Origin of the sequence: Bacillus thuringiensis, from assembly GCF_001455345.1 — a bacterium.
Lineage (GTDB): Bacteria > Bacillota > Bacilli > Bacillales > Bacillaceae_G > Bacillus_A > Bacillus_A thuringiensis_N.
The window spans coordinates 949592-973862 of the sequence record NZ_CP013274.1 but is presented as its reverse complement, the minus strand read 5'-3'; the positions used below and the strand labels follow the sequence as shown (position 1 = coordinate 973862).

Here is a 24271-nt window from a genome sequence, read left to right as displayed (position 1 = left end):
TACAACAATTTAACCTTTCTCTACGCCAAACTTTATTCCTAAACCAATACCAAGGCCAACGCTTAATTCATTTTTCAATCCAAATTTAGCCTCTCCACCTATACTACCATAAGCCGCATCTCCACCGACAACTACTTTCCAATCAGTAAAAGGTAATGGTACTTTAACTTCTCCCTCAACCTTAGCTAAATCAGCTTTTGCACTAAAACCATAATAACCATCTTTAGCTACAACACCAAGTTCAGCATCTCCAAGTTTACCGTGTAATTTCCCATATTCATGATCTACACCAATATCATTAAAGGTACCAGCAATCTTAGCTTCTCCACCTATACCTCCACCAAATTGAGCTTTAGCTTCGCCTCTTAGCACTTGTTCATGAATTGTAAAATCTCCTGCTTTAAAACCAGCATCTAACAATGCACCTTTTGCCTCTCCGCCAATTTTATCAAAAGATGTTAAATCACCAAAAAAAGTACTAACATTTTTAGGAAGTTGGATATCTGTTTCATACTTTAACACTTGAGCAAAAGCACTACTATCTTTATCTGGATCCCCAACTACTGCACCAGATTCTTTAAAATTCAAATGATCATTTGCATTAGAATTCGTATTAACCATACTCTTTAATTTAGAAGAAATATAATTATTGTCTGTCTTTTCGAACTTATCAGCAATACGCTTTAACTCATTTTCTATATTAGTTAAAGACTGAATATGAGATTCATGACCCTTATTTAACCTAGGTAAATCATTATAAAAAGATAAACTAGAAGCACCTATCCATCTCATTTGAAGATTTAAAAGTTCTCCAAGAATCCTATTATGTCGCTCATTAGATTCAGAAATCGCGTTTCTAAAAATATTCGCTTTATTCCTTAACTCTTCTGGTTTAATTTTAATTTCAGTCATTTATATCCCCCCTTATATTAAATCATTAATAAAAATATTTAAATCCTCCCATTAATATAATTGGTTAATTCTTCAAAAAAATCAAGATAAAAATAAAATTTAAAATTTTTTGATGTAATGTAACTCCCCACTCTACAAGGGTTCTATGAAAATCTTGCTACCGATAAAGAATTTTATGTAAATAAAACATATGCATAAACTTCACGTACAATGGTTTTCACCAATTCTTTTAGAAACTCAAACAAAAACTCCATAGGTATATCACCCTTACAATATACAGTTAATTCTATTCTTTCATACTATTACAATCTCACCAATATAAAAAAAGACCACCATTACTGTGGTCTTATCCCTATCAAGTAGACAGTATTAAAAAGACTAAGCAGCCATCGAGATTCGATATTCTATCGGAGCTCGATGGTTGAGTCGTTTTTGGAAACGTTTATAGTTATAAAAGTAAATATATTCTTCAATTGCTTGTATTAAATCCGCTTCTGTTTTAAAATGATTCAAATACAACATCTCCGATTTAAAATGGGAGAAAAATGACTCGATACAGGCATTATCATGGCAGTTTCCTTTGCGAGACATGAAAAATTCCCTCCAAGTAATAGTGTAACATCCATGTGTATACATGGTCTTTTTTCACACTGTCTACCTAAAGGGGATAATATCAACTGACAGTCTTTTTGGATAGTTTTAGAGATTAAACTTACAACATCTTAATATAAAATAATAAATATATAATTTCCGAGATACTATAAACTTTTCTTTACTAATTAACAACTAGCATTAAAACTATCAATCCAATAGATTCTTGAAAAAACTAGTTATCTATACACTACTTTTGCTAAATATGGATATTTTTCAAAGAGGTAAAGTTAATATAGATCAACTAAATAACGCAAAGAAAATATTTTATTTAATAAAAAAAAGGCCCCATTGCTGGAGCACTCAAAAATAAGTAAATGAATTAAAACAAATAACAGACAATTTAACTATATAGATTAAACATAAATAAATCTATATATATGTAATATTGCATATCGAAACTTATTTATTGATGCTATAATAGGCTTACTCGATGATTGTTATATTTTTTTATGGTTTTTAAGCAATATGATACCTTCTTAACACCAAGTGTACAAGTAAGAGAAGACATCTTAATCGATGTCTTCTTTTCTTATATAATAACAACACCATAAAGTGAAACTTTAATCAGTGGGGGTTTTCTTCATCCCCACTGATTATTAGCCCTCACCAATCGGACTTTTATGGGCAGTTGATCCCCCACCTAACTTCTTTGCTTTCGCTGAATTTTGAGGTGGGGGTCTTACTGCCCATTAAAGCGGGATAAAATTAAGTTGATTCAAGCTGCAGGATGCTACCTTGATATGATAGTAAAGAATACATCATCACGTTGTCAGCAAGCAAAAGTGTATTCTGCATTTCTGAAAACAGTAGATGGCAGATTGTGACCTGCTGAATCTGCTAAGAAAGAATATACAAGAACATCCTTAACATCGTCTTTATTTCCACTAATAATAACATCAAGAAAATCTTCTATTTGGAATTCCGGAGTAAACAACACAATCTTAGTTGTTCTGTTTGGTTGTAAAGAAACAAAAGTACGAGAGATTTCAACTAATTCATTTTGAGTTGGGAAAGAAGTGTTTGGACTTCTCTTAACAGTTACCGTTACATTACTAGTATGGCAGCGTGAATCATTGTTTAACATAATGTTGAGAGCAGTTGGAATAATCCCATTTTCAGAAACGGGAACTCGAAACACTCCAGTAGATTTATGGGCCATATAATCACATCCTTTCAAAATAAAATATATTTACAATATATTAGATGCAAAAGACGCTCATTTTGATAGGGACAAATTATGTAATTAATATATTTATAATAACCCCCGGTATTACTAAGCCAATGATGAAAAAGATTAATAAGTACCGTAAAAAATAAGGACTCATATTACTTCTTTTAAAATTCTTATCTCAGTATTTATAAAATACATATCTTTGTGGAGAGAACATCTAATTAAATTATATATATCAACTAAAAAAATCCCCTCCACAGTAAACAACTTACCATGAAGGGGATTTTATCAAACTTACATAACTCTTATCTCAAACTACCCGCAATCTCCGTAAAGATAACTCCAAGTGCATGTGCACCTGCATCTGGATAGCCTAAACTTCTTTCGCCAACTGTACCGGCGCGGCCCATGCGAGCTACGATTTCTTTCGTATACTCTGCTCCTTTAACCGCTGCTTCTGCGCCTTTTTCGAAGGCAGTTTTCATGTCTTCTTCGTTTGAAGCGCTATTTAACCAAGAGTCTACACATGGAGCAAGTGCGTCAACAAGTGTTTTATCACCAACTACCGCTCCTCTACCGAATGATCTTTCACCGATAGATTGTATGCCTTGCAGTGCTCCTTGCAACATTTCAGCGAATTCTTTCACTGTTAACTCACGTTTTTCGCCGGCTGCTTTACTAGCTGCGCGGAATGCACCGCCCCAAATTGGACCAGATGCGCCGCCGCAATGTTCCATAATAATCATCGAACAACCGTCAAGGAATGATCCGATCGTTACGTTTTCTTGATCTACAATCGAATGCCACTCACGTTTTAATTGCTTAAATCCTTTTGCTACACTCATTCCGAAGTCACCATCACCTGCATGCGTATCTAACTCACAGAACGGTACTTCGTTTTTAATAATCACGTCGCTCATTTTATCAACGAGATAAATCATGTTGTTTAATGTAATGACATTATTTTTAATCATAGCGTGCTCTTCCGCTGTTTCTATTTCAAAAGAAACTTCCTTCTCTTCTGTCTCTTCAAGCACATTCACGTACTCGACACTTTCAACTGGTCCATCTACTTTAAACGCTGGTGTATTACACTCTTTTGATAATAATGTTTTTAACTCATCATCTAATTTCATTACTGTTAAAGACATACCAGCCATATCGATACTCGTCATATAGTTACCAACGAATACTCTATTAATTTTAATGTTTCTTGCAGCTAATTCTCGTGTAACTGCGTTGTTAAATAAGTAAAGTTCTTGCAGTGGTGTTCCGCCAAAACCGTTAACTAGCAGTGCGATTTCCTCGCCGTCTTTTACTCCTAAATCCTTCATTAAATCATTTGTCATACGGTTGGCTAATTCATCAGCTGACATCATTTTTTCACGCTTAATTCCTGGTTCACCGTGAATACCTACGCCGTATTCCATTTCATCTTCCGCAAGTGTGAAAGTAGGTGATCCGCTCGCTGGAACAGTACAAGACGTTAACGCTAAACCAATTGTGCGCACGTTAGCCGCTGCTTTTTCCGCGACTGCTTTCACCGTTCCTAAATCCATACCTGCTTCCGCTGCTGCGCCGGCAATTTTATGAACGAGAATAACGCCCGCAACGCCGCGGCGTCCTACTGTATATAGACTATCTTCTACCGCAATATCATCGTCCACTTTTACGTAGTCGACTTCAATTCCATCTTCCGTCGCTAAATGCGCTCCGTTTTTGAAATTCATAATATCGCCGCTGTAATTTTTAATAATTAATAACGTACCTTTTTTACTCGCTGTTTCTTTAATTGCTTGATATACCTGAATTTGTGAAGGCGAAGCGAATACATCTCCGCACACTGCCGCATCTAACATTCCTTTTCCGACTAGTCCTGCATGCGCTGGCTCATGACCACTACCGCCGCCACTAATTAACGTTACTTTATTTTCGTTCATTTCTTTCTTCTTAATGACTTTATATCTTTTCAAAAGCTCAAGCTCTGGGTGCGCCATAACCATTCCGTTGCACATTTCCATTACTAATGTTTCTGGTTTGTTTATAATCTTTTTCATTGTGATTCTCCCTCAATTCCTTTAATATATTGTGATATATTTGAAATCTTCTTCTTACTATCCATGTTAAAATGAAAGCGTTTTATAGTAAACGGACAAAATGGACAATCTGTCTAAAGACAACGCTCTCATTTGTAGGTAGGATTTTCATATTACTAACATTCTAGGGATGATTGAGATGACCTCTTCTATAATTTCTAAAAAGATAATCGCGAATTCATTGAAATATTTAATGGAAACAGAATCATTTCATAAAATATCAGTGAGCGATATTATGTTACACTGTCAAATGCGTAGGCAAACTTTTTATTATCATTTTAAAGATAAATTTGAACTATTAAGCTGGATTTATAGAGAAGAAACGAAAGAAAACATTATCGACTTTCTCGACTATGAAACGTGGGAAAACATTTTCGATTTATTATTTGATTACTTTTATGAAAATCAAAAATTTTATCGAAATGCTTTTAAAGTCATTGAACAAAACTCGTTTAATCACTATTTATTTGAGCATACGAAAAACTTATATATGAAGATTATTGATGAATTATCTTTGAGCTGTGGATTCAGCCTTTCTGATGAGACAAAAAATACGATTGCCTCTTTTTATAGTCACGGCTTCGTTGGAACGATAAAAGATTGGATTGAAAGCAAGTGTGAAGTAGATCCTTCCATTATGTCTTCTCTCATGAAAAATATGATAAACAATCAATTACTACTATTACTGGAACAATCAGCAAAGTAATTAAAGGGTGGCAAAAGCAATGAAAAAGATTATGAATGATGTACAAAATATCGTTCAAGATATGATGCATGGCTTTTATTTTGAACATAACGACAAAGTAAATTACGATGAAACAAATAACATCATTTATGTAAAAGATATCGAAAAACTGAAGCAAGACGTCGCTATTATAAGCGGCGGTGGTAGCGGACATGAACCTGCTGATATTGGCTATGTAGGAAAAGGAATGCTTACGGCGGCCGTAAATGGCAATATTTTCACTCCGCCTACAGTGGAACAAATCGTCGCAGCAACTCGCCTCATGCCAAAAGACAAAAGTATTTTATTCATCATCAAAAACTTTAAAGATGACGTAGAGAACTTTCTAGCGGCTGAGCAGATTGCTAAAGGAGAAGGAAGACAAATTGACCATATCATCGTAAATGACGATGTTTCAATTGAAGATGATGCTTCTTTTAATAAAAGAAGACGCGGCGTCGCTGGTACTGTTTTCGTTCAAAAAATACTTGGTGCTGCTGCTCTTGAAGGGCATTCTTTAGAAGAACTAACAACACTTGGCCGTTCTATCACCGAAAACTTACACACATTAGGAGTCGCCCTTTCACCTGCAAACGATCCAGTGAAAGGAAAAGCTTCATTCGCATTAAACGAAGATGAAGTCTTTTACGGCGTTGGTATCCACGGTGAAAAAGGTTACCGTAAAGAAGCACTATCCTCTTCTGAAATATTAGCAATCGAACTAATGAACAAACTAAAAAGCATTTACCGCTGGAGAAAAGGTGACAACTTCGCCATCCTCATTAATGGACTCGGTGCAACACCATTAATGGAACAATACATTTTCGCAAACGACATTCGCCGTTTGTGTGAGCTGGAAGGATTACAGGTTACATTCGTAAAGGTCGGTACACTGTTAACTTCTTTAGATATGAAAGGTGTTTCACTCAGTTTGCTTAAGGTAGAGGATTTGGATTGGGTGAAGTGGTTGAAGGCGGATGCTGGAGTGGGTAATTGGTAAGTAAAAATTATGATGATAAAAGCCTTTAGCTATAACAAGTTAAAGGCTTTTTGCAAATTGAAATATCGCACGAGCATTCAAAAAAATTCGTAATTACCTCACTGAAGGATGACAGGTCTTCCAAATAAAGCTGGATAATAAATTAACATCGCACCTACAAATGAACACACTAAACAAAAAATAGCCTCGTATTTTATGACTAGAGAAGAGTTCGTATTAGGCTTTTTTTCCTCTCTTTTACATATCATTTTAAAAGCTTTATATAATAAATACCCAATAATTGCCCCGAGGGTGTTCGTAAATAAATCATCAATATCTGTAATTCTATTATTAAGTAATTGATTTAACTCAATTGCCAGCGAAAAAAAGAATCCTGCACATACGGTATTTTTCATTTTTCTAAACTGAGGCCAAATAGTCGGTAGTAAGAAACCGAACGGCATAAACAATACAATGTTCAAAAGATACGTAGTACTACCTGCCGTATCAAATAGAGTCAAGTTGATTTGATTTACACGAATCCACGTTTCATATCTACTTATATCCCATACAGTCGCAATCTGCGTCACCTTATACACTAACGAAAGGTAGAATAGAAAAACATATACCCATAGAAAATGCCGAATAGATATATTGTTTTTCGCTTTAAAATAAAATCCAATTTGAAACAAAATACAAAAAATTATAGTAAAAAAATACGTATACAAATAACTAATCAAAACTCCTGTATGCATGTGGAATCCCCTAACTTTACATTTTCATCTATTATTTTAGAACATAGTTCAAGAACCGGTACTTTGTTCATATATTTTATCTTCTACTTTGTCTTCGAATATAGGGAATATATTAAAAATATAAAATCCCCACTTCTTCATTTTCAGTCTCCTCCTTGCTATAACTTGTTTATAGGATAGGAAAAACTTTTAAAATAAAAAGTGGGGTAAACATAAAATTTTTCTTAAATTCTATGTTGGGTTTTATTATTAATCTTGTTAGGAATCCGCTATTCGTTGTTAGATAGCAACATGCTTACACCTATAAAAACATTGAAACACTGAATAATTCTGTCCTCAATATGACAGCAGATTCACATCAAAAATGTAAATCCTCATTTCCCTCGTATTTTCCTTTATTAAGTCTTTGTCTTATGAATAATTCTGCAACAATTAAATTGGGTACCCACGCTAACCAAGCAATAATAGCGTAACTAAGTTCAAACCGCTCTCTTCCAAATAGAACGATAAACAACGGTAGCCAAATTCTTAATGTAACTGCTCCAAAGGTTAAAGAATAATTTCTAATCATCCAGTTCCGATGCTCTTTAATTTTTTTATTCTTAACTCTATGTAACGCTTGATATGCTGATGTTAGCCAGAATACAGATAACAAACCGAAACCTAGCTTCGCTACCAACCCTCCCGTTGCATAAAAGGATAGGTATAGTCCAGAAACACCTCCTAATAATATACCAACCATATAGATTCTCCCAGCTATTCGATGACGGTTGATATTCCTTTCTCTAAATTTAGTGGATAATGTAAAAGGACCAATTACTAATGCTACTATACTAGTTGTAATATGTATAAATAACATGCTATACCAGAACTCACTTAATTTAGATCCAAACATAAGCTTCGCTTTTACAAGCCCTGTTTGAAATCCATCCATAATAACATATTGGACAACAATATAACCAGATACTAAAAGAGCAAAAAAAGTAAATACATACCAAATTTTCCTGTTCAAATTTTACTGCCTCCCTATTACATTCATGGAAATTAGATTATACATTACTGTTTATTATTGGTAAAGACAGAAAATCTTTCTAGATAAATGAAGTCCCCCCGAAAAAGGGACATTTAATAGATTAAGATTTCCAAAAATAATGAATATATATGTTATATTGTTAAAGGTACTGAAATGGGGGTTTTTCTAATGGATATGTTGCAACAAGTAATAGATAAATTTAAGTTGAATGTGTTAGCAGTTAAGAACGTCCCTGAGTCTTTTAGTTCGACTGTATATAAAATCCAGCTAATTGATCATCGTACAGTATATATAAAAATTCCTTATTCGAAAGTAAAGCTTGAACGTGAGTATACTGTACTTAAACGATTACACAATGAGCTGCCTGTACCAGAAATCTTAGACTATTGGGAAGGTAATGAAGATGTCACTGGTGCTTTATTATTATCCGAAATCAAAGGTGTTCCGATTACAGAGAAGGTGGATACGGCTTTAGCTTATGATATCGGAGTACACCATGCAATGCTGCATGCAATCATTCCAAATGAGCAGGATTTCAAAAGCTCTGTTTCCAATGTATATGAGAAATGGTCTGAGTTTATTAAGCGACAATTTTATTCCTTTGCAGAAGATGTAAAAGAAGTGATTGATCCTTGTTTATACGAACAATCATTGAAGCATTTTGACCGTCAAGTGAAATTACTTCCAGCTCCAGATGGACCTAGTTTTATACATATGGATTTTCGACCAGGTAATATTTTAGTTCATGAAAATCAAGTAGTCGGCATCATTGATTTTGAAAGTGCCCGAATTGGTGCAACCGAAATAGACTTCACAAAAATTAATAGTGACATTCTCATGAAATCTCCTGGAACATGGGATGCGTATCAAAAAGGCTATGAGTCCATTCGTCCGCTTATTGATTTACAAGAAGTTTTACCGTTTTATCGCTTTACCGATGCGTTTAATGCAATCGGTTGGTGTAAAAGAAGAGGTATTGAAGAGCATCAAGCTTTTTTACAGGAGAGTGTAGCATATTTAAACGTTTTGTTTATGAAGGAAGCATAGTTGAAAGAGAATTATTAAACGTCAATAACTGATGTTTCATTTATAAAGATTTTTTCACATTTCATTATTCAACAATCGGACGCAATTGAGGAAGATACGCAAATATAAAATGAGCAAACTTTTTTATATAATAAAAACTCTCAAGTATATCATTCTATACTTGAGAGTTTACTCATCTATTTCTTCTCATCCCTCATACTGTAATACCCTAAATTAATAATAACCAAGAAATACCCACCCATAATTCCAGCGGCAAATGTCCACATGAACTCATGGTGTTCAATTTTATACATAATAATCGCACCGAGTATTGCGGCTGCGAACCGATTCATCATTCCTAGCATCGGTGCTTTTTCTTTTTTTACAATGCTGTCTCCGAACTTTTCAATACGTCTTCCTAAAATCCAGGCGCAGTACATACTCACCAAAAGGCCAATGCTTATCCCTATAAACTGTGCTGAAAAAGGTGTCATAAGCCATCCCAATAACATCACGCCTAGCAAACAATACATTTGTATGTTAAATGATCTTAATGCCATACGAATCATGCTCTGCTCCTTACCTTTCTCTTTAATTCCATCTTTCGGACTTCAAGCTTTCCGATATATCTTTTTTAAAATGAGGGAATTTGATTTTACTCACCATTAAATAAGCAAGTATACATGTACCAAACGCCACGGAAAATGGATTATTCAAAAAGCATAAAATGAGGAGACACATTGCCGCGAATGGGATGGGCATTCCGATAAATGTCGGAAGTTTGCTTTGCTGCGTGTTAAATCTCGCAAGCCGAAGCATTCCGCAAATACTGTAAGCAAGCGCACATATCATCCCAATAGACTGCAAATCTTTTAACGCGACACTATAGGCGAGAATAGACGGTGCCACGCCAAAGGTAACTAAATCCGCAAATGAGTCTAACTCTCCGCCAATTTCCGAAACAGCATCCAGTTTCCGAGCCACCATACCATCAAACAAATCAAATACCATACCTGTAATAATGAACATGACTGCACCATACATATCTTGAAAGAAAACAGAATAAATGGCCAATATCCCACAAATAAAATTCGCTATCGTCATCATATTTGGTATGTAACTCATCACACGCTTCTCCTCCTTTCTACTCATTACCTCATTCAAGTTCTTACTCATTACAATCAAGATCCTTCTGTTTTTCTTCCAATATCACCTTATTTATTTTCTTTAACGTATCCGTCATTTGTTCTAAAGCATTTATATCGATTTTAGAAAAATACTTCTCAATTAATACATCATCTAACTTAGACAACTGCTCCATATACTTACTACCGTTTGGACCAAGTGTAAGGAAATACTCCCTTTTATTATTAGGATTTACTTGTTTCGAAATCATCTTCTGCTTTTCCAATTTCGATAAAACTTGGCTCACAGCGCTTTTCGATATATTAAAAGTAGTCGCAATGTGATTTGCTGTCGTGTTTTCATTTAAATTAATATGAAATAACATACTCTCTTGCTGTCCAGTAAGACCATACTCGTCCTTTAAATCTTGAAATAGTAAAATGTAAAATTCAGTGTAGGCTCGGTTCATTTCATTAATTATTTCTTTATACGTTCTAGTCATAGCACTCTTCCTCCATGCTTTTATTTCTCTTTTAATAGTTAAGTTCACTTAACTTAACTATATTATACCGTTATGTTTGTGTAAAGGGAAATCAATTTCCATACTTTATTCACAGCGAAAAAAGAAGACATCCATTAAGATGTCTCCTTTTCATACTTAAGACTCCAAACTCTTGCCATTCGTCTTAATTACTTCCTTATACCAATCAAAGCTTTTCTTCTTCGATCTTTTTAATGAACCTTTTCCTTCATTATCTTTATCAACGTATATATATCCGTAACGTTTTTTCATTTCTCCAGTAGAAGCACTTACAAGATCAATTGGGCCCCAGCTTGTATATCCAATAATATCTACTCCATCTTGGATGGCCTCGGACATTTCAATCATATGTTTTTGCAAGTAATCAATACGATATTCATCATTCACTTCGTCTTCACCATATAATTGATCGATTGCACCAAGGCCATTTTCAACAACAAATAACGGTTTTTGGTAACGATCGTAAAGTTGGTTCGCTGTAATACGGAAGCCTTTCGGATCAATCGTCCATCCCCACTCTGATTTTTCAAGGTATGGATTTTCAACAGAACCGAATACATTCCCGCTCGTTATGCTTTTTAACACTTCTGGATCTGTACTTGTTGCTCGGCTTGAATAGTAGCTAAATCCAATATAATCAACCGTATGCTCTTTTAAAATTCCCTCGTCTTCTCTTTCCATTTCAATTGTTACATTATTATCTGTAAAGAAGCGTTTTGCGTATCCAGGATATGCGCCTCTTGCTTGTACATCAATGAAGAAGAATGATTCACGGTCTTGTTCCATCGCGCGCAGAACGTCGTCTGGATTACATGTGTATGGATACGTTGCACCAGCAGCAAGCATACAACCGATTTTTGCATCTGGAATAATTTCATGACACGCTTTTACAGCTAACGCACTTGCGACAAGTTGGTGATGCGCTGCTTGATATTGAATTTGTTTTTTATTATCCCCTTCTTTAAACGCTAGTCCTGCTCCCATGAAAGGTAAATGTAAAAGCATATTAATTTCATTAAACGTCATCCAATATTTCACTTTATCTTTATATCTATTAAAAATCGTTTTTGCATACGTCTCAAAGAAGTTTACAAGCTTTCTACTTCTCCAGCTTCCATACTTTTCTACTAAATGAACAGGTACATCAAAGTGAGCCATCGTAACGACTGGTTCAATACCGTGCTTTAACAGTTCATCAAACAAATTATCATAAAACTGTAACCCTGCCTCATTTGGCTTTTCATCATCACCATTTGGGAAAATACGTGTCCACGCAATAGATACGCGTAACGCTTTAAATCCCATTTCTGCAAAAAGAGCGATATCTTCTTTATAGCGATGGTAAAAATCAATCGCTTCATGTGACGGATAAAATTCTCCTTCTACCGGTGTGAAAGAATGAATATTTCCTTTCATAATATCCCAACGATTTTCACCAGTTGGTAATAGATCAACCGTCGTTAATCCTTTTCCGTCTTCTACATAAGCGCCTTCAACTTGATTGGCTGCAGTTGCTCCACCCCATAAAAATCCTTTTGGAAAATTAACTTTAGACATATAGAAAAACTCCTTTATATAAGAATGAACGAGGAAAGCTATTCTAAGTTTTAAAGAATACCTTTCTTCGTTTGAACCTGTATGAAATGTAACTACTATTTAACTCCTAACATTAGTAAGGAATGTCCTGCTTGAATCTTTTCTATTTCCGTTTTTTTGATGCTATATTTATCATAATTTGTAACAACAACTGGTGTTGTCACAATATAACCCGCCTTTTGAATTTCAGCTATATTAAACTCAATAAGTAATTGTCCTTTTTCTACTCTCGCTCCTTGTTCAATATGAGAAGAGAAAAATTCGCCGTTTAATTTCACAGTATCCATTCCAATATGGATTAAAATTTCAGCACCTGAATCCGCCGTAATTCCTACTGCATGATTCGTCGGGAAGAGCGCAGAAATCGTACCTGATACCGGTGAAAATAAATTTCCTTCTGAAGGCTCAATCGCAACTCCTTCACCTAACGCACCTGATGCAAATGCAGCATCGTCAATATTTTGAAGCGGCATAACGACGCCATGGAAAGGACTAAAGATTACTTCATCATCGTTTGATGCAGCAATTTTGTTACTTGTTTCCTCTGTTTCTGTAGATGTTTGCTTTTTATTAAAACCGAAAAAGTAAGTAAGAATAAAACCGACTAGTAAAGAAACAACCATCGAAACAATTGCGCCCCAAAATCCAGCTGTAATCCCAGCTTTCGGACTAATAAATGTCGGAAGCGTAAATATACCAAGTCCACCTGTCATATAAGCTTGTGTACCAAATACGCCAAGTATTGCGCCACCAATTCCTCCAGCAATACAGCTCATAATAAACGGCTTTTTAAGAGGAAGTGTAATACCATAAATCGCCGGCTCTGTAACGCCGAAAATACCTGAAATAAAAGCTGGAATACTAAGTGTTTTTAATTTCTTATCTTTCGTTTTCACCCAAACACCAAGCACAGCACCAATTTGAGCAAATGAAGCAGCAAATATAAGCGCTAATATTGGATCAATACCGTGCACTGCTAAATTGTTATAGCCAATCGGAACAACGCCCCAATGAAGACCAAATATAACAAGCACTTGCCAGAAAGCACCTAGTAAAGCACCCGCTACTAATGGGCTTGCATTATAAACCCAAAGCGTCGCCTGTCCTAAAAATTGTCCTGCCCACGTCGCAATTGGGCCAATAACGAGAAATGTAATTGGTACGACGATTAGTAATGTAAAAAATGGCACTAAAAATGTTTTCACAACATCCGGAATCACTTTCTTTAAAGACTGTTCAACTCTCGCTCCAAAATAAGTAGCGAGTATAATTGGAATAACAGATGATGCGTAGTTCATTAAAATAACTGGTATTCCTAAAAACGTAATATGAATTGGAGATTCAAACATCGTCCCCGCAAATAGCGTATATAATGGCTCAGTTGCTTTTAAACCTGATAAAGCTGGATACACTAACGCTCCACCAATTGCCATACCAATGAATGGTGATCCCCCGAATTTCTTACTTGCTGTATATCCTAAGAAGATTGGGAAGAAATAAAATAACGAATCGCCAACTGCATTTAATATTTGATACGTTCCTGACTGCATACTTAACCAGCCTAACGCTACAAATAGTGCATTCAATCCTTTAATCATCCCGGTTGCAGCTAACACCCCTAAAATAGGAGTGAAAATGCTAGAAAGAATATCTATAAGACTACTCTTTTTCTTCTCACTCGCATCTTCTTCCTCTGTTTCTTGAAACCCTCCAACAGCAATAACTGCTTTATATACGTCGGATACATGGTTACCAATTACAACTTGATATTGTCCGCCGCTTTTCATTACAGTCACAATATCTTCCATACCTTTCAGTACTTCTGTATTTGCTTTCCCCTCATCTTTCAACTGAAATCGTAAACGAGTGACACAATGTACAACGCTATTTATATTTTCTCTCCCGCCAACATTCTTCAGTATGTCTTTTGCTAATTGTTCATACTTCATAGTAACTTTCCCTCCCTACAATCATGCCTTTTATCATTTTTATAAAAGAAAAAACCTAAACTAACCGTAACGACGTGATACATACGAATCACTCCATTACAAGTCAATTTAGGTTTTGCCTGCCAAACAGTAACAATCCCGTTTATTCAATTACATAATTCATTGCGTTTCGTTACACGATGAATGTGCAACGTTAAGTACACTTTTTCATCTTTTGAAAGATGACTATTATGTGCTTTTTGTAAGTATGCTTCAATTTTTTCTGTACAACAATATGCCTCTTCATACTTACTTTTCACTTGCTCGTATAAAAAATCATCCTCTGCCGAATGCAGTTCCTTCTGCATTAAACGCTGGGCAAAGTATCGTAAATGCGTTACGAACCGACTATAATTAAATGAATTTTCATCTAAGTTCATCTTATAGTGGTACTTTACAACATTTAAAATATCTTGGACGATTTTCGTCATCGCCACCGTTTGCTGCATTGCCGGCTCTCCTTGCTGCGCATTCACGAAATGCAAGGCAATTGACCCTGCTTCATCTTCAGAAAGTCTAAAGCCAGTCTCCTCTTCAATTATGTTCAAAGCTTGTAGACCAATTTCAAACTCTTTCTGATAGAACCTCTTAATCTCCCAAAGCAAAGTATTTTTCAGATCCATTCCTTCTTTATGCCGAGTTAAGGCGAAACTTAAGTGATCCGTTAATGTAAGATAAATATAATCACTTAAAGTTCCCGGCAAAACTGTCTTAGCAAACTGAATAATTCTCTCTGTAATCTCTAAATTTTCTACAGGAATTTCAGTTAGCAACCTAGCAAGTTTCTCTGATAATTCTCTTGTTTCTAGCACAAAGGTCTTTTCTATCTTAGATTCATCAATCGCATCGCCTACTTTTTTCTGAAACCCCAAACCTCTGCCCATAAGTACAACTTCTGTCTCATTATCCTTCATCGTACAAACAACATTGTTATTTAAGATTTTATGGATTCTCATATTGTTCCGCCTTCTTCTTCTTAAAGTCACAAAAGGTATAAAAAAAACCTAAACTGATTCCAAAAGCCACACTACACCCGTAGCCTCTAGATCAATTTAGGTTTTGCCTGCCGAACAGTAACAATCCTTTTACTTATTAACTTACCTTCATTATACACAAAAAGTAAGCGGTTGCAATGATAAATTATTGAATATTTTTTTACAAAGCAAACATCATTATATTTTACAATTACTATAGGTAACAAATATCTTTCACTACATCTACCATTCTGAATAAATAAACATAACCATTACAAAAATTCCATATAGACCCATTACTGGTTAAAATGTTATAATAAAATCACCCTACATAGTTACTCATATTCCGATTGAGGAACTAGCGTCTTATTAAGCAATGCGCATAACTCAAATAAAAAAGACACTTTCAAGTGTCTTTTTTATTTATATTCATCAGAATTATCTCTTTTATAAACAAAACCTATTAAATAACAAAGGAGACTATCAGATGGAGAATACTGTAACAAGAGAACTACGTAACATACGTGTATGCCTTATCATCTTGATCCTTGTCATTGCATTTTGGGATCGTGAGAAACCTGTAGAAATCACTGACCATAGTAGCGATCCTACCTTAAACATTAGCAATATGACCCAAGTTGGCGATAATACATTTGCCTATAAAGACGAATCTAATCAAATTAAAATATTTAAATTTAACCCAGATACAAATGAAATACAGCTAATAAAAGAGTTTTACGCTAGCGAATATTAATGACATAAAGGCACCGCAAGGTATCTTTTTTTATTTTCAAAAGGACCTGCTCATGTTTATACGTGAAAACATAAAGTAAATGGAATCCGTTAAAAAACACGAGTGACCCTTTGTTTTCCCCTCTTATTAAAGGAGGAACTATTATGGGATTTGGTGGTAGTTGCGGCGGAGGCTGCGGTTTTGCTGGAGGATTTGCATTATTAGTTGTGTTATTCATTTTATTAATCATCGTTGGAGCTTCTTGCTTCTGCTAAACAAACTATCGGAAAAGACACTCTTATATGGGTGTCTTTTCTTTGTAAACTAAAAAGTATGTGAAATGGAACTTTTAGCCATAATTACGACTAAAGGCTTTTTTGTATATAAAAATTAAAACATAGTAAAAACGGAATACTTACTCAAATTGTTTTTCACTTTACAAATTATATCCAAAAAGTTGGATAGCTTCTTTTACTACTCATATTATTAATGAATAAAGCAATAACTACAATAACAACGGAACCAGCTAAAACCGGTGTTACTAAATAACTCCAACTATTTGCTCCTAAAATAACGATAATTGGATCGGCCCCTGCCGGAGGGTGTGTTGTTCTCGTTAACATCATAACAGCTATTGCCATCCCCACCGCTAAAGCTATCGTCCAATATTCATTCCCAAACAAATGATAGATTGATAGGCCAATAAAAGTTGAAATCAAATGTCCTCCAATAATATTACGTGGCTGGGATAACGGTGCATTCCAAACTCCAAACGCTAATACACAACTCGCTCCAAATGGAGCCATTAGTAATTCTGTAGACGTTATACTCGTTAAATATGTTAAGGTGAGAATTGTTAAAAATCCCCCTAATAATCCCGTTAAAGAGTCCTTTATATTTACTTGTAATGGACTTCTTCCTTTCCCTTTCATTTTTGCGAAATATCGTACACTTATTGTTGAAGCCTCTTTCTGCTTAGCTGCTGTTATATTACTCATCATTCTCCTCCTTTATTTACCATTCATTATAACTCGAATAAACTAACCTGTAAATATCACTTTAAATGGTTAGTTTGAAGTTACAAAAAAAAAGAATCAACTCATATAAGTTGATTCCCTAAACCTCTTCACATTTTCGATCCTGGAATTTTGCTACCTTTTTCCGGTTCCCACATATTTTCATAGAACACCATTTTCGTTTTCCGCTTTTATCTATAAATAATAAAACACAGTCAGGGTTTGAACACCTTTTAAGAGAAATAAGCTTATTTTCTGCTATTAACGTTAAAGCATCAAATGCAATTAACGATGCAAGTACATCCTCAATTTCCCCCACCGGGATAGGCACTAGCCGTTGTTCAATTACTTTATATGTAAATGGTGCCTTCTCAATTTGTTTTTCTAAATACGTAATAAAATCATTAGAAATTTCGTGCTGATCAGCAATTGCCTCAAACTGTTTTCTCAGTACCTCTCTCGCCTCTAATATGCTAGATGTAACTTGATCCATTCGCTCTTGAATTCCAATAAGTGTTTTTTCATTCCAAAACGGCAGATTAACCTTTATTACATGTAGCCATTCTAATACATCTTCATCCGTTATTAATAAATCATAACGTTGTCCACGCCTAACTAACTCTGTATTCACTAAATCTAATGAGAGATTTCCAGATATAAGCGGGAATTGTTTTGTTTCCTGCATGTACTCATCACCTACTCTTTAAATAATCATATTCCAAATTAATACAGAAGTACAACTTTTTATAAATTCACATCTAGAAAAAATCCCCCTTACTAGAGCATCCCATTCACATTTAAAAGAATCTACATATACCTCCTTCCCTTAAAATTATCAAAACCCATTTACAAATCTATAAAAGTAGATATAATATCCTTATGGAACCTTCATTAATTTATAAAGCATTGTCAAATGAAACAAGATGTCAAATTCTATCATGGTTAAAAAATCCAGAAAACCATTTCGACGAAAAACCTTATTTAGAACAAGGAATTAATTTTCAGATTGGAGTGTGTGTAGGAGATATCCAGCTTAAAACTGGCTTAGCCCAATCGGTTATTTCTAGTTATTTATTAACTATGAAAAAGGCAGGGCTACTTGACTCTGACCGAATTGGAAAATGGACATACTATCGTCGAAATGAAGAAACAATACGGGCGTTTTCTGAATACGTCCAAAATGAATTATAAAGTTAAAGCTAGTAATCAACCTACCAATTGATTACTAGCTTTAACACCTTCTGCTTTTTTACAGGTGTCCAATTACTCTTTTATAAAATTGTACTACCTATAAAAGAAAGAAACATAGAAAGGAAAATTTTTTTTAATATATCATATCTAGTTATTTAGATATCTGTTATTGTATTTAACATTACATAAATCTAATAAATTTGACATCCAATCATACTTATAATAATGCTCATTTTATTTGTTAATGAATCAACTTTATTTTCAAAATAATAATAAGAATGGAGATTTTCACAAATGAAAAAAGTAAATCCCTTACTTATTCTGACACTAGCAATAGGTGTGTTCGGAATTATTACTACCGAGATGGGTATTGTCGGTGTATTACCACAAATCACTCAGAAATTTGGTATTTCAACTGCTCAAGCAGGATTTTTAGTAAGTATATTCGCGCTAGTTGTTGCTATTTCTGGTCCGTTTTTAATTCTGCTCGTCTCTAGTATTAATCGCAAAATAATTTTATTAACAGCAATCTTTGTTTTTGTTATTTCAAATATAATCTACGCTTATACAACACAATTTGAAATCATGCTTATTTTTCGTATTTTACCAGCAGCTCTTCACCCACTCTTCTTTTCAATCGCTCTTGTAACTGCTGCTAAACTTGTCCCTCCTGAAAAAAGTGGTCAAGCAGTTACAAAAGTTTTTATGGGAATTACAGTTGGTTTTGCTCTAGGTGTACCATTAACCTCTTACCTTGCAGACCAGTTTTCACTAGAAATTGCTTTCTTATTCGGAGCGCTTGTTAACGCTCTTGCATTCATTGGAATATTAATCTCACTTCCTTCTATGCCTGTTAAAGAAAAAATGTCCTTTGGCAAACAAATTCGTATACTCGGAAAACCGGGATTATGGTTAAATATTTTAACCGTCACATTCCTTTTTGCGGCCATGTTTTCTGTATACAGCTACTTCGCCGAGTACCTTGCAAAAGTAACTTCTATGAATGGATCGCTCATCAGTATTATGCTATTTATATTTGGTATAGTTATGATTTTAGGCAATCAATTATTTGGTGGTCTCCTACAAAAAAGTATAGTAAATACAGTAATATCGTTCCCTATTTTATATTCTATTGTTTACATATTGGTTTATTATTTAGGTTCCTACCTTGTTCCAATGATTTTCATGGTATTCATTTGGGGAATCATACATGCCGGCGGATTAATTGTTGGTCAAACATGGTTAATAAGCGAAGCAAAAGAAGCACCCGAATTTGGTAATAGCCTATTCGTTTCATTCTCAAATCTCGGAATTACTTTAGGCACAACTATTGGAGGCTGGTTCATTTCAAACTTAGGTATTCACCAGCTTATTTGGAGTGGATTTATATTTATACTACTTTCATTTCTATTAATTATAATAAAACTAAAATTTTTCGATTCTAATAATCAAGCATCATTATCAAGTTAATACATTTAGCAACGCCGTAAATTCTTCTTTCATTTTGGATTACATTCAAATATACAACCTATTTCCATCGCAATCTTTATATTATTTTTCTCATTATTACAGGCTATAAGTCTCCCATAAAGTGAAACTTTAATCAGCGAGGGCTTTGTCCACCCTCCACTGATTATTAGCCCGCAAATAGCGGGATACATAACCAAATAAATTTTTATAAACTTAAACGTATGATACCCAAAGCCTTTAGCCATAATTACGACTAAAGGCTTTTTTGTATATAACTAAAAAGGAGCTGACTGTATGGAACATAATAAGAATGGAATGCTTGCTTTAATTGTTTTGTTTGTGGGACTAGCTTTTTTTGTTTTCGGTATGATTTATCATTTATGGGGTACCTTTTAAATTGAAGAAATTTTATTTACTGGATATGAAAATGAAGAAGAACTTTCCTTACGAAAAGAACTCATATGAATTTTTAAAGAGGATGCAAAGATGCATCCTCTTTAATTTATCTTCCGTCCGAAAAATGTAAAAACAAAAACATCTTTTGTCCATTTTCCTTTCCAATACATATAAAATACAAATCCACTAATACTAGTTAGTATAATAAGCACAGCGAAATATATCCAATTTTTGTTATTCCCATTCTTTAAGCTATCTATAATTTGCTCCTTCGTATTTCCAATATAAACAAATTCCCCATATCTACTAGGTAATTCTTTTATTACTTTTCCATCTACTGATCCAAGCACAACTACATTTTCTTTATTTTCCACTGCTCTAAATGAATAAAAGCGTTTATTTCCATCTGCTAACTTTGTAGCATTCGCCTGAATATCATTTATTCTTGTTGAAATTACATTCTGATCATTTAATTCCATAAAGGGAGTTTCCAAAGACACATTTTCTTTATTTATTAATTTTAATTCTTTATTTCCGATATGTATGGGTTCATTATAAAAAGCTGTTACTTGACCGTTACTCCATAAAGAACGATTTGGTGCAGAAGTCTGTGTATAGTATGTCGTTTTTTTCTTTTGAATTCGATTCACTACCGCATACCCATCAGCAAGTAGCGTTTCATCTCCTGTTACACGTTCAGCATATATCTCTCCCCTTACAAAATATATACCATTTGCAACTTCTTTTTCACTTGAAATCATCTGTATATCACCGAGTTCATTCCAGACTAAAAAACTATTTAAACTCCTATATCCATAAAATAAACATGCCATTAATAAAATGGTAAACATTGCCCCTATTTTAAATGTTGCCTTTTTATTCATTACTTGTTATTCCCCCATATATTACGAATGCTTTCATCTCAATTATAATTAGCAATATTATTGATGTACATATATTAATCTTTTTCCCTAAGCTAGCTTTATTACCGACTGAAAAATTATTATCTAAACAGAAGAGCACACTACAAATACGCGAGTCAATTCGACGTTACTTGACGTTTACTTAAATAGGGGATAAATTCTGTTTCGACAACAGACAACTAAAATATATATGACTAAACATTATATAATCCGTATATATGCAATATTACATAAAATTATTTATTATTACATGCTATACTAAAAAAGGAGTCGACAATCGTTATTTTCTTCTTATTTTTAAAGCAATATGGATATATCTTCTTAACTTCATTTGGATTGTACAAGCAAAAGAAGACATCTTAATTGATGTCTTCTTTTCTTATACTTTTATGAATTTTTTTGAGTAGATGCTCTCCAAGCACGAAAAGATGTTGGGCGTCCAGAATGAGCTCTTTGCTTTGCAGCAGCAACAGCTGGTTTTTCTTCAATAGTCGTTGGTTTTTCTTCCACAATCGCTGATTTTTCTTCAAGAGTATTCACAGCTGTTTGTATTTTTTCCAACTGCTCTTTTAAGGCTTGCTGTTCAATCTTTAAATCCGTAAGTAATCGTAAAATCATTTCAGAATTGGCCATAAAGATCCTCCTTCCCCCAATACACAGAATAAAATACAATATGTCATCAGCCGAATAGCGGTGACAAAAATAAGGTCGTCAACTCTTATAAAATCCCAAGTACCTTTATTTTTCAAAAGGACCTGCTCAAGTTTATCCGTAAAAACATAAAGTGAATTAAATCCATTAATTAATGGTCTTTATGGAAGGAGGAGTTAATATGGGCTATGGCGGTAGTTGTGGTGGAGGCTGCGGTTTCGGCGGCGGATTCGCTTTACTTGTTGTACTGTTTATTTTATTAATCATCGTTGGCGCTAGCTGTTGGGGCGGCGGATTCGGCTGCTAAGGAGAGGCACTCTTGAGAGTGTCTTTTTTTATGTTTTTTGGATGTACAGCCCCTTCCTATCCGTCGTTTACCAGCGCTAAAAAAACAATGTTCTTGTTATCTTCCCCCTCAAAATTCGTACATTTTAAAATTGACATAACACTTCATGCACCATATACTGTTAACAACAGTATACTGTCATTAACAGTATAAATTCTAATTCATTCTAGGAGGTATATCTATGAAACATACAGGAAGACATACAGGTGCATTTCTTTTATTATTTCTAGCCGAGGGAGATAACTATGGCGGGCAATTATTGCAAAAGTGTGAGGAAGAACTTCCAGTTAATCCAATCGATAGCGCCATTTTATATCGAACACTAAAAAAATTAGAAAACGAAGGCGCAATTGAATCTTATGTAAGTACAGATCATCAAGACAAACCGAGAAAGATGTACAAAATTACGCCTGCTGGAAAGGAACAATTGGCAGATTTTCAAATGGATATTGAAGAAAAAATGAAGAACTTATCCTTTTTCTTAGATAAATATAAAGACTTAAAGGAATCCGACCATGATTAACGGCGTGATTCTTTACACTTTAGCCATTATTCTTACTGGGATTTCTTTTATGAAGGACCGCAAGAAAACGAAAGATGCTCTAATGAAGTCGTGGAAAATGTTTCGCAATCTTCTCCCTGCCATGCTCTCCATCATGCTTTTCGTTGGCTTATCGCTTTCTATATTAACGCCGTCTTTCATATCTTCTATTATTGGAGAACAGTCTGGATTGTTAGGGATTATTTATTCAGCAATACTCGGCTCCGTTGCACTTATTCCAAGCTTCGTCGTATTCCCACTTGGGAATACGTTGGTACAACACGGTGCAGGCCTACCTCAAGTTGCGGCACTTATGTCTACACTCATGTCAGTAGGAATTACAACCTTGCCCATGGAACAAAAGATATTCGGACGAAGCTTTGCTTACGCACGTAATGCATCTGCATTACTCATGTCACTCCTATTCTCCTATATTATTTGGGTGGTGATGGTATGAAAGAACTAAAAAGATATCGCTTCTTTTTCGTCTTACTACTCGGGCTCTTTGTATTAACTTTTATAAATCAATCTTTAGGATGGAGCGCATTACAACTAACAGGGAATAGCATTTTAGATATGTTGTTTCTCCTCCCTCCTGTCTTACTATTTGTAGGGTTACTTGATCAGTGGGTGAAAAAAGAAACGCTCATGAAATATATGGGCGAAAAATCAGGAATCTATGGTATCTTGTTTTCTCTATTATTAGGAGGCATTGCAGCTGGTCCCCTCTACGTCGCCTTTCCAATCGCAGCACTACTCTTAAAAAAAGGTGCAAGCATTCGGTACATCGTATTTTTCTTAGGCGTTTGGACAACTGCGAAATTGCCAATTCTCGTGTATGAATTTTCTTCATTTGGAGCCACTTTTACACTCATTCATATTGGCTTCGGGCTAGTATTCTTCTATATTATGGGGCTTATTTTTGAGAGGTTTTATAATCAGGGCGAGTTGCTTCGGTATGATGTTACGGAGGAAATGTAGGATTAACAAACATTGCATAACAGACGCTGAAAATAGAACTGTCATTGAAGTATCTTTCATTTCAACTACTTAAAAGGAGATGTCCCAAGAGTCATTTTTTTACAATGTGACACCTCCTTTTTATTTTAGAAACATTACCATAACCTTAATTTGATACAGTATAATACACGCATATTACAGAAAATCCCATATACTTGTTTTATAATATTTTTTGGAGGTGATTATCTTGAGTAAAAACGTCAATCTACTTCTTCAAATAGTAATTGGAATTATCATTATAATCGCACCTATTCTCATTACAGGGACTATGTATGATGTCACTAAAACGATGGGTGACTTATTAGTTGCAGAACTTATTATAAGAACACTTTCCCTCATTATTGGACTTTTAGTTATTAGTAAGGCCTTATATCGTTATTCTCAATAGTTCTTCTTACTAAAAAACAGAC

The 24271-nt window shown here is 34.6% G+C and carries 27 protein-coding genes and 2 pseudogenes; 12 read left to right on the top strand and 17 right to left on the bottom strand.

Features of this window, described 5'->3' with window-relative positions; all coding sequences use genetic code 11:
* Positions 1-9: 9 nt before the first annotated feature.
* The 4 genes and pseudogenes from ATN06_RS05125 to dhaK form a co-directional block, all read right to left on the bottom strand.
* Positions 10-912, bottom strand: a complete 903-nt coding sequence (locus tag ATN06_RS05125; protein WP_060629793.1) for a WXG100 family type VII secretion target — start codon at positions 910-912, stop codon at positions 10-12.
* A gap of 378 nt (positions 913-1290) precedes the next feature.
* Positions 1291-1500, bottom strand: a pseudogene (locus ATN06_RS05120) (IS3 family transposase); the annotation flags it as partial.
* Between the two features lie 835 nt (positions 1501-2335).
* Positions 2336-2725 carry a hypothetical protein gene (locus tag ATN06_RS05115; protein WP_060629792.1) on the bottom strand — a complete coding sequence of 130 codons (390 nt, stop codon included), beginning with the start codon at positions 2723-2725 and terminating at the stop codon, positions 2336-2338.
* Positions 2726-3042: 317 nt separating this feature from the next.
* Positions 3043-4794: a dihydroxyacetone kinase subunit DhaK gene (gene dhaK, locus ATN06_RS28030; protein WP_088116327.1), complete on the bottom strand. Its 1752-nt coding sequence runs from the start codon at positions 4792-4794 to the stop codon at positions 3043-3045.
* Between the two features lie 178 nt (positions 4795-4972).
* Between dhaK and dhaS the strand changes: the two genes are divergently transcribed.
* Together dhaS and dhaQ are read left to right on the top strand one after the other, a co-directional pair.
* Positions 4973-5539 carry a dihydroxyacetone kinase transcriptional activator DhaS gene (gene dhaS, locus ATN06_RS05105; protein WP_060629791.1) on the top strand — a complete coding sequence of 189 codons (567 nt, stop codon included), beginning with the start codon at positions 4973-4975 and terminating at the stop codon, positions 5537-5539.
* 19 nt (positions 5540-5558) lie between these two features.
* Positions 5559-6557, top strand: a complete 999-nt coding sequence (gene dhaQ / locus ATN06_RS05100; protein ID WP_060629790.1) for a DhaKLM operon coactivator DhaQ — start codon at positions 5559-5561, stop codon at positions 6555-6557.
* A 98-nt stretch (positions 6558-6655) separates the two neighbouring features.
* On the opposite strand, the gene ATN06_RS05095 is transcribed toward dhaQ, so the two are convergent.
* The 3 genes and pseudogenes from ATN06_RS05095 to ATN06_RS05090 form a co-directional block, all read right to left on the bottom strand.
* Positions 6656-7291, bottom strand: coding sequence for a VanZ family protein (locus ATN06_RS05095; protein ID WP_060629789.1), 636 nt, complete (start codon positions 7289-7291; stop codon positions 6656-6658).
* A 60-nt stretch (positions 7292-7351) separates the two neighbouring features.
* Positions 7352-7432: pseudogene (locus ATN06_RS29775) on the bottom strand (carboxypeptidase); the annotation flags it as partial.
* A gap of 217 nt (positions 7433-7649) precedes the next feature.
* Positions 7650-8303 (bottom strand): DUF2306 domain-containing protein, encoded by a 654-nt coding sequence (locus ATN06_RS05090; RefSeq protein WP_060629788.1) that lies wholly within the window; start codon positions 8301-8303, stop codon positions 7650-7652.
* A gap of 189 nt (positions 8304-8492) precedes the next feature.
* Between ATN06_RS05090 and ATN06_RS05085 the strand changes: the two genes are divergently transcribed.
* Positions 8493-9371: a phosphotransferase family protein gene (locus ATN06_RS05085; RefSeq protein WP_060629787.1), complete on the top strand. Its 879-nt coding sequence runs from the start codon at positions 8493-8495 to the stop codon at positions 9369-9371.
* A gap of 176 nt (positions 9372-9547) precedes the next feature.
* Here the strand turns inward: ATN06_RS05085 and ATN06_RS05080 are convergent, their stop codons facing one another.
* The 6 genes from ATN06_RS05080 to licT all read right to left on the bottom strand — a co-directional run bounded on the left by ATN06_RS05080 (position 9548) and on the right by licT (position 15556).
* Positions 9548-9919 carry an ATP synthase subunit I gene (locus ATN06_RS05080; RefSeq protein WP_060629786.1) on the bottom strand — a complete coding sequence of 124 codons (372 nt, stop codon included), beginning with the start codon at positions 9917-9919 and terminating at the stop codon, positions 9548-9550.
* A 22-nt stretch (positions 9920-9941) separates the two neighbouring features.
* Positions 9942-10526, bottom strand: a complete 585-nt coding sequence (gene pssA / locus ATN06_RS05075) for a CDP-diacylglycerol--serine O-phosphatidyltransferase (RefSeq protein WP_110093213.1) — start codon at positions 10524-10526, stop codon at positions 9942-9944.
* Positions 10519-10977: a MarR family winged helix-turn-helix transcriptional regulator gene (locus tag ATN06_RS05070; RefSeq protein ID WP_000198938.1), complete on the bottom strand. Its 459-nt coding sequence runs from the start codon at positions 10975-10977 to the stop codon at positions 10519-10521. Before ATN06_RS05070 ends, pssA begins: the two co-directional genes overlap by 8 nt.
* A gap of 156 nt (positions 10978-11133) precedes the next feature.
* Entirely contained in the window at positions 11134-12573 is a 1440-nt protein-coding gene (locus ATN06_RS05065) for a 6-phospho-beta-glucosidase (protein WP_060629785.1), read from the bottom strand.
* A 95-nt stretch (positions 12574-12668) separates the two neighbouring features.
* Positions 12669-14561, bottom strand: a complete 1893-nt coding sequence (locus ATN06_RS05060; RefSeq protein ID WP_060629784.1) for a beta-glucoside-specific PTS transporter subunit IIABC — start codon at positions 14559-14561, stop codon at positions 12669-12671.
* Between the two features lie 146 nt (positions 14562-14707).
* A complete protein-coding gene (gene licT / locus ATN06_RS05055; RefSeq protein WP_060629783.1) occupies positions 14708-15556 on the bottom strand; it encodes a BglG family transcription antiterminator LicT in 849 nt (282 codons plus the stop codon).
* A gap of 505 nt (positions 15557-16061) precedes the next feature.
* Here licT and ATN06_RS05050 point away from each other — a divergent pair.
* Entirely contained in the window at positions 16062-16328 is a 267-nt protein-coding gene (locus ATN06_RS05050; protein WP_060629782.1) for a YmzC family protein, read from the top strand.
* 143 nt (positions 16329-16471) lie between these two features.
* Positions 16472-16582: a YjcZ family sporulation protein gene (locus ATN06_RS28015; protein ID WP_000505681.1), complete on the top strand. Its 111-nt coding sequence runs from the start codon at positions 16472-16474 to the stop codon at positions 16580-16582.
* Positions 16583-16750: 168 nt separating this feature from the next.
* Here the strand turns inward: ATN06_RS28015 and ATN06_RS05045 are convergent, their stop codons facing one another.
* Together ATN06_RS05045 and ATN06_RS05040 are read right to left on the bottom strand one after the other, a co-directional pair.
* Positions 16751-17305 (bottom strand): HPP family protein, encoded by a 555-nt coding sequence (locus ATN06_RS05045; RefSeq protein WP_060629781.1) that lies wholly within the window; start codon positions 17303-17305, stop codon positions 16751-16753.
* 118 nt (positions 17306-17423) lie between these two features.
* The gene (locus ATN06_RS05040) at positions 17424-18008 is read right to left on the bottom strand and encodes a CGNR zinc finger domain-containing protein (RefSeq protein ID WP_060629780.1); all 585 of its coding nucleotides are present in this window, start codon (positions 18006-18008) and stop codon (positions 17424-17426) included.
* Between the two features lie 194 nt (positions 18009-18202).
* Here ATN06_RS05040 and ATN06_RS05035 point away from each other — a divergent pair, with 194 nt between their 5' ends.
* Positions 18203-18514 (top strand): ArsR/SmtB family transcription factor, encoded by a 312-nt coding sequence (locus ATN06_RS05035; protein ID WP_060629779.1) that lies wholly within the window; start codon positions 18203-18205, stop codon positions 18512-18514.
* A gap of 294 nt (positions 18515-18808) precedes the next feature.
* On the top strand, positions 18809-19984 hold the full coding sequence (locus ATN06_RS05030; RefSeq protein WP_060629778.1) for an MFS transporter: 1176 nt from the start codon (positions 18809-18811) through the stop codon (positions 19982-19984).
* 497 nt (positions 19985-20481) lie between these two features.
* Here the strand turns inward: ATN06_RS05030 and ATN06_RS05020 are convergent, their stop codons facing one another.
* Both ATN06_RS05020 and ATN06_RS05015 read right to left on the bottom strand, forming a co-directional pair.
* Positions 20482-21264, bottom strand: coding sequence for a hypothetical protein (locus ATN06_RS05020; RefSeq protein ID WP_060629776.1), 783 nt, complete (start codon positions 21262-21264; stop codon positions 20482-20484).
* A gap of 426 nt (positions 21265-21690) precedes the next feature.
* Positions 21691-21936 (bottom strand): hypothetical protein, encoded by a 246-nt coding sequence (locus ATN06_RS05015; RefSeq protein ID WP_060629775.1) that lies wholly within the window; start codon positions 21934-21936, stop codon positions 21691-21693.
* A gap of 199 nt (positions 21937-22135) precedes the next feature.
* On the opposite strand from ATN06_RS05015, the gene ATN06_RS05010 reads away from it, so the two are divergent.
* The 5 genes from ATN06_RS05010 (at position 22136) to ATN06_RS04990 (ending at position 24249) form a co-directional block, all read left to right on the top strand.
* Positions 22136-22261 carry a YjcZ family sporulation protein gene (locus tag ATN06_RS05010; RefSeq protein ID WP_000540377.1) on the top strand — a complete coding sequence of 42 codons (126 nt, stop codon included), beginning with the start codon at positions 22136-22138 and terminating at the stop codon, positions 22259-22261.
* A 220-nt stretch (positions 22262-22481) separates the two neighbouring features.
* Positions 22482-22823, top strand: coding sequence for a PadR family transcriptional regulator (locus tag ATN06_RS05005; RefSeq protein ID WP_000683187.1), 342 nt, complete (start codon positions 22482-22484; stop codon positions 22821-22823).
* Entirely contained in the window at positions 22816-23298 is a 483-nt protein-coding gene (locus ATN06_RS05000) for a hypothetical protein (protein ID WP_060629774.1), read from the top strand. Before ATN06_RS05005 ends, ATN06_RS05000 begins: the two co-directional genes overlap by 8 nt.
* Entirely contained in the window at positions 23295-23822 is a 528-nt protein-coding gene (locus ATN06_RS04995; protein WP_060629773.1) for a permease, read from the top strand. Before ATN06_RS05000 ends, ATN06_RS04995 begins: the two co-directional genes overlap by 4 nt.
* A 226-nt stretch (positions 23823-24048) precedes the next feature.
* Positions 24049-24249: a hypothetical protein gene (locus ATN06_RS04990; protein ID WP_060629772.1), complete on the top strand. Its 201-nt coding sequence runs from the start codon at positions 24049-24051 to the stop codon at positions 24247-24249.
* Positions 24250-24271: the final 22 nt, after the last annotated feature.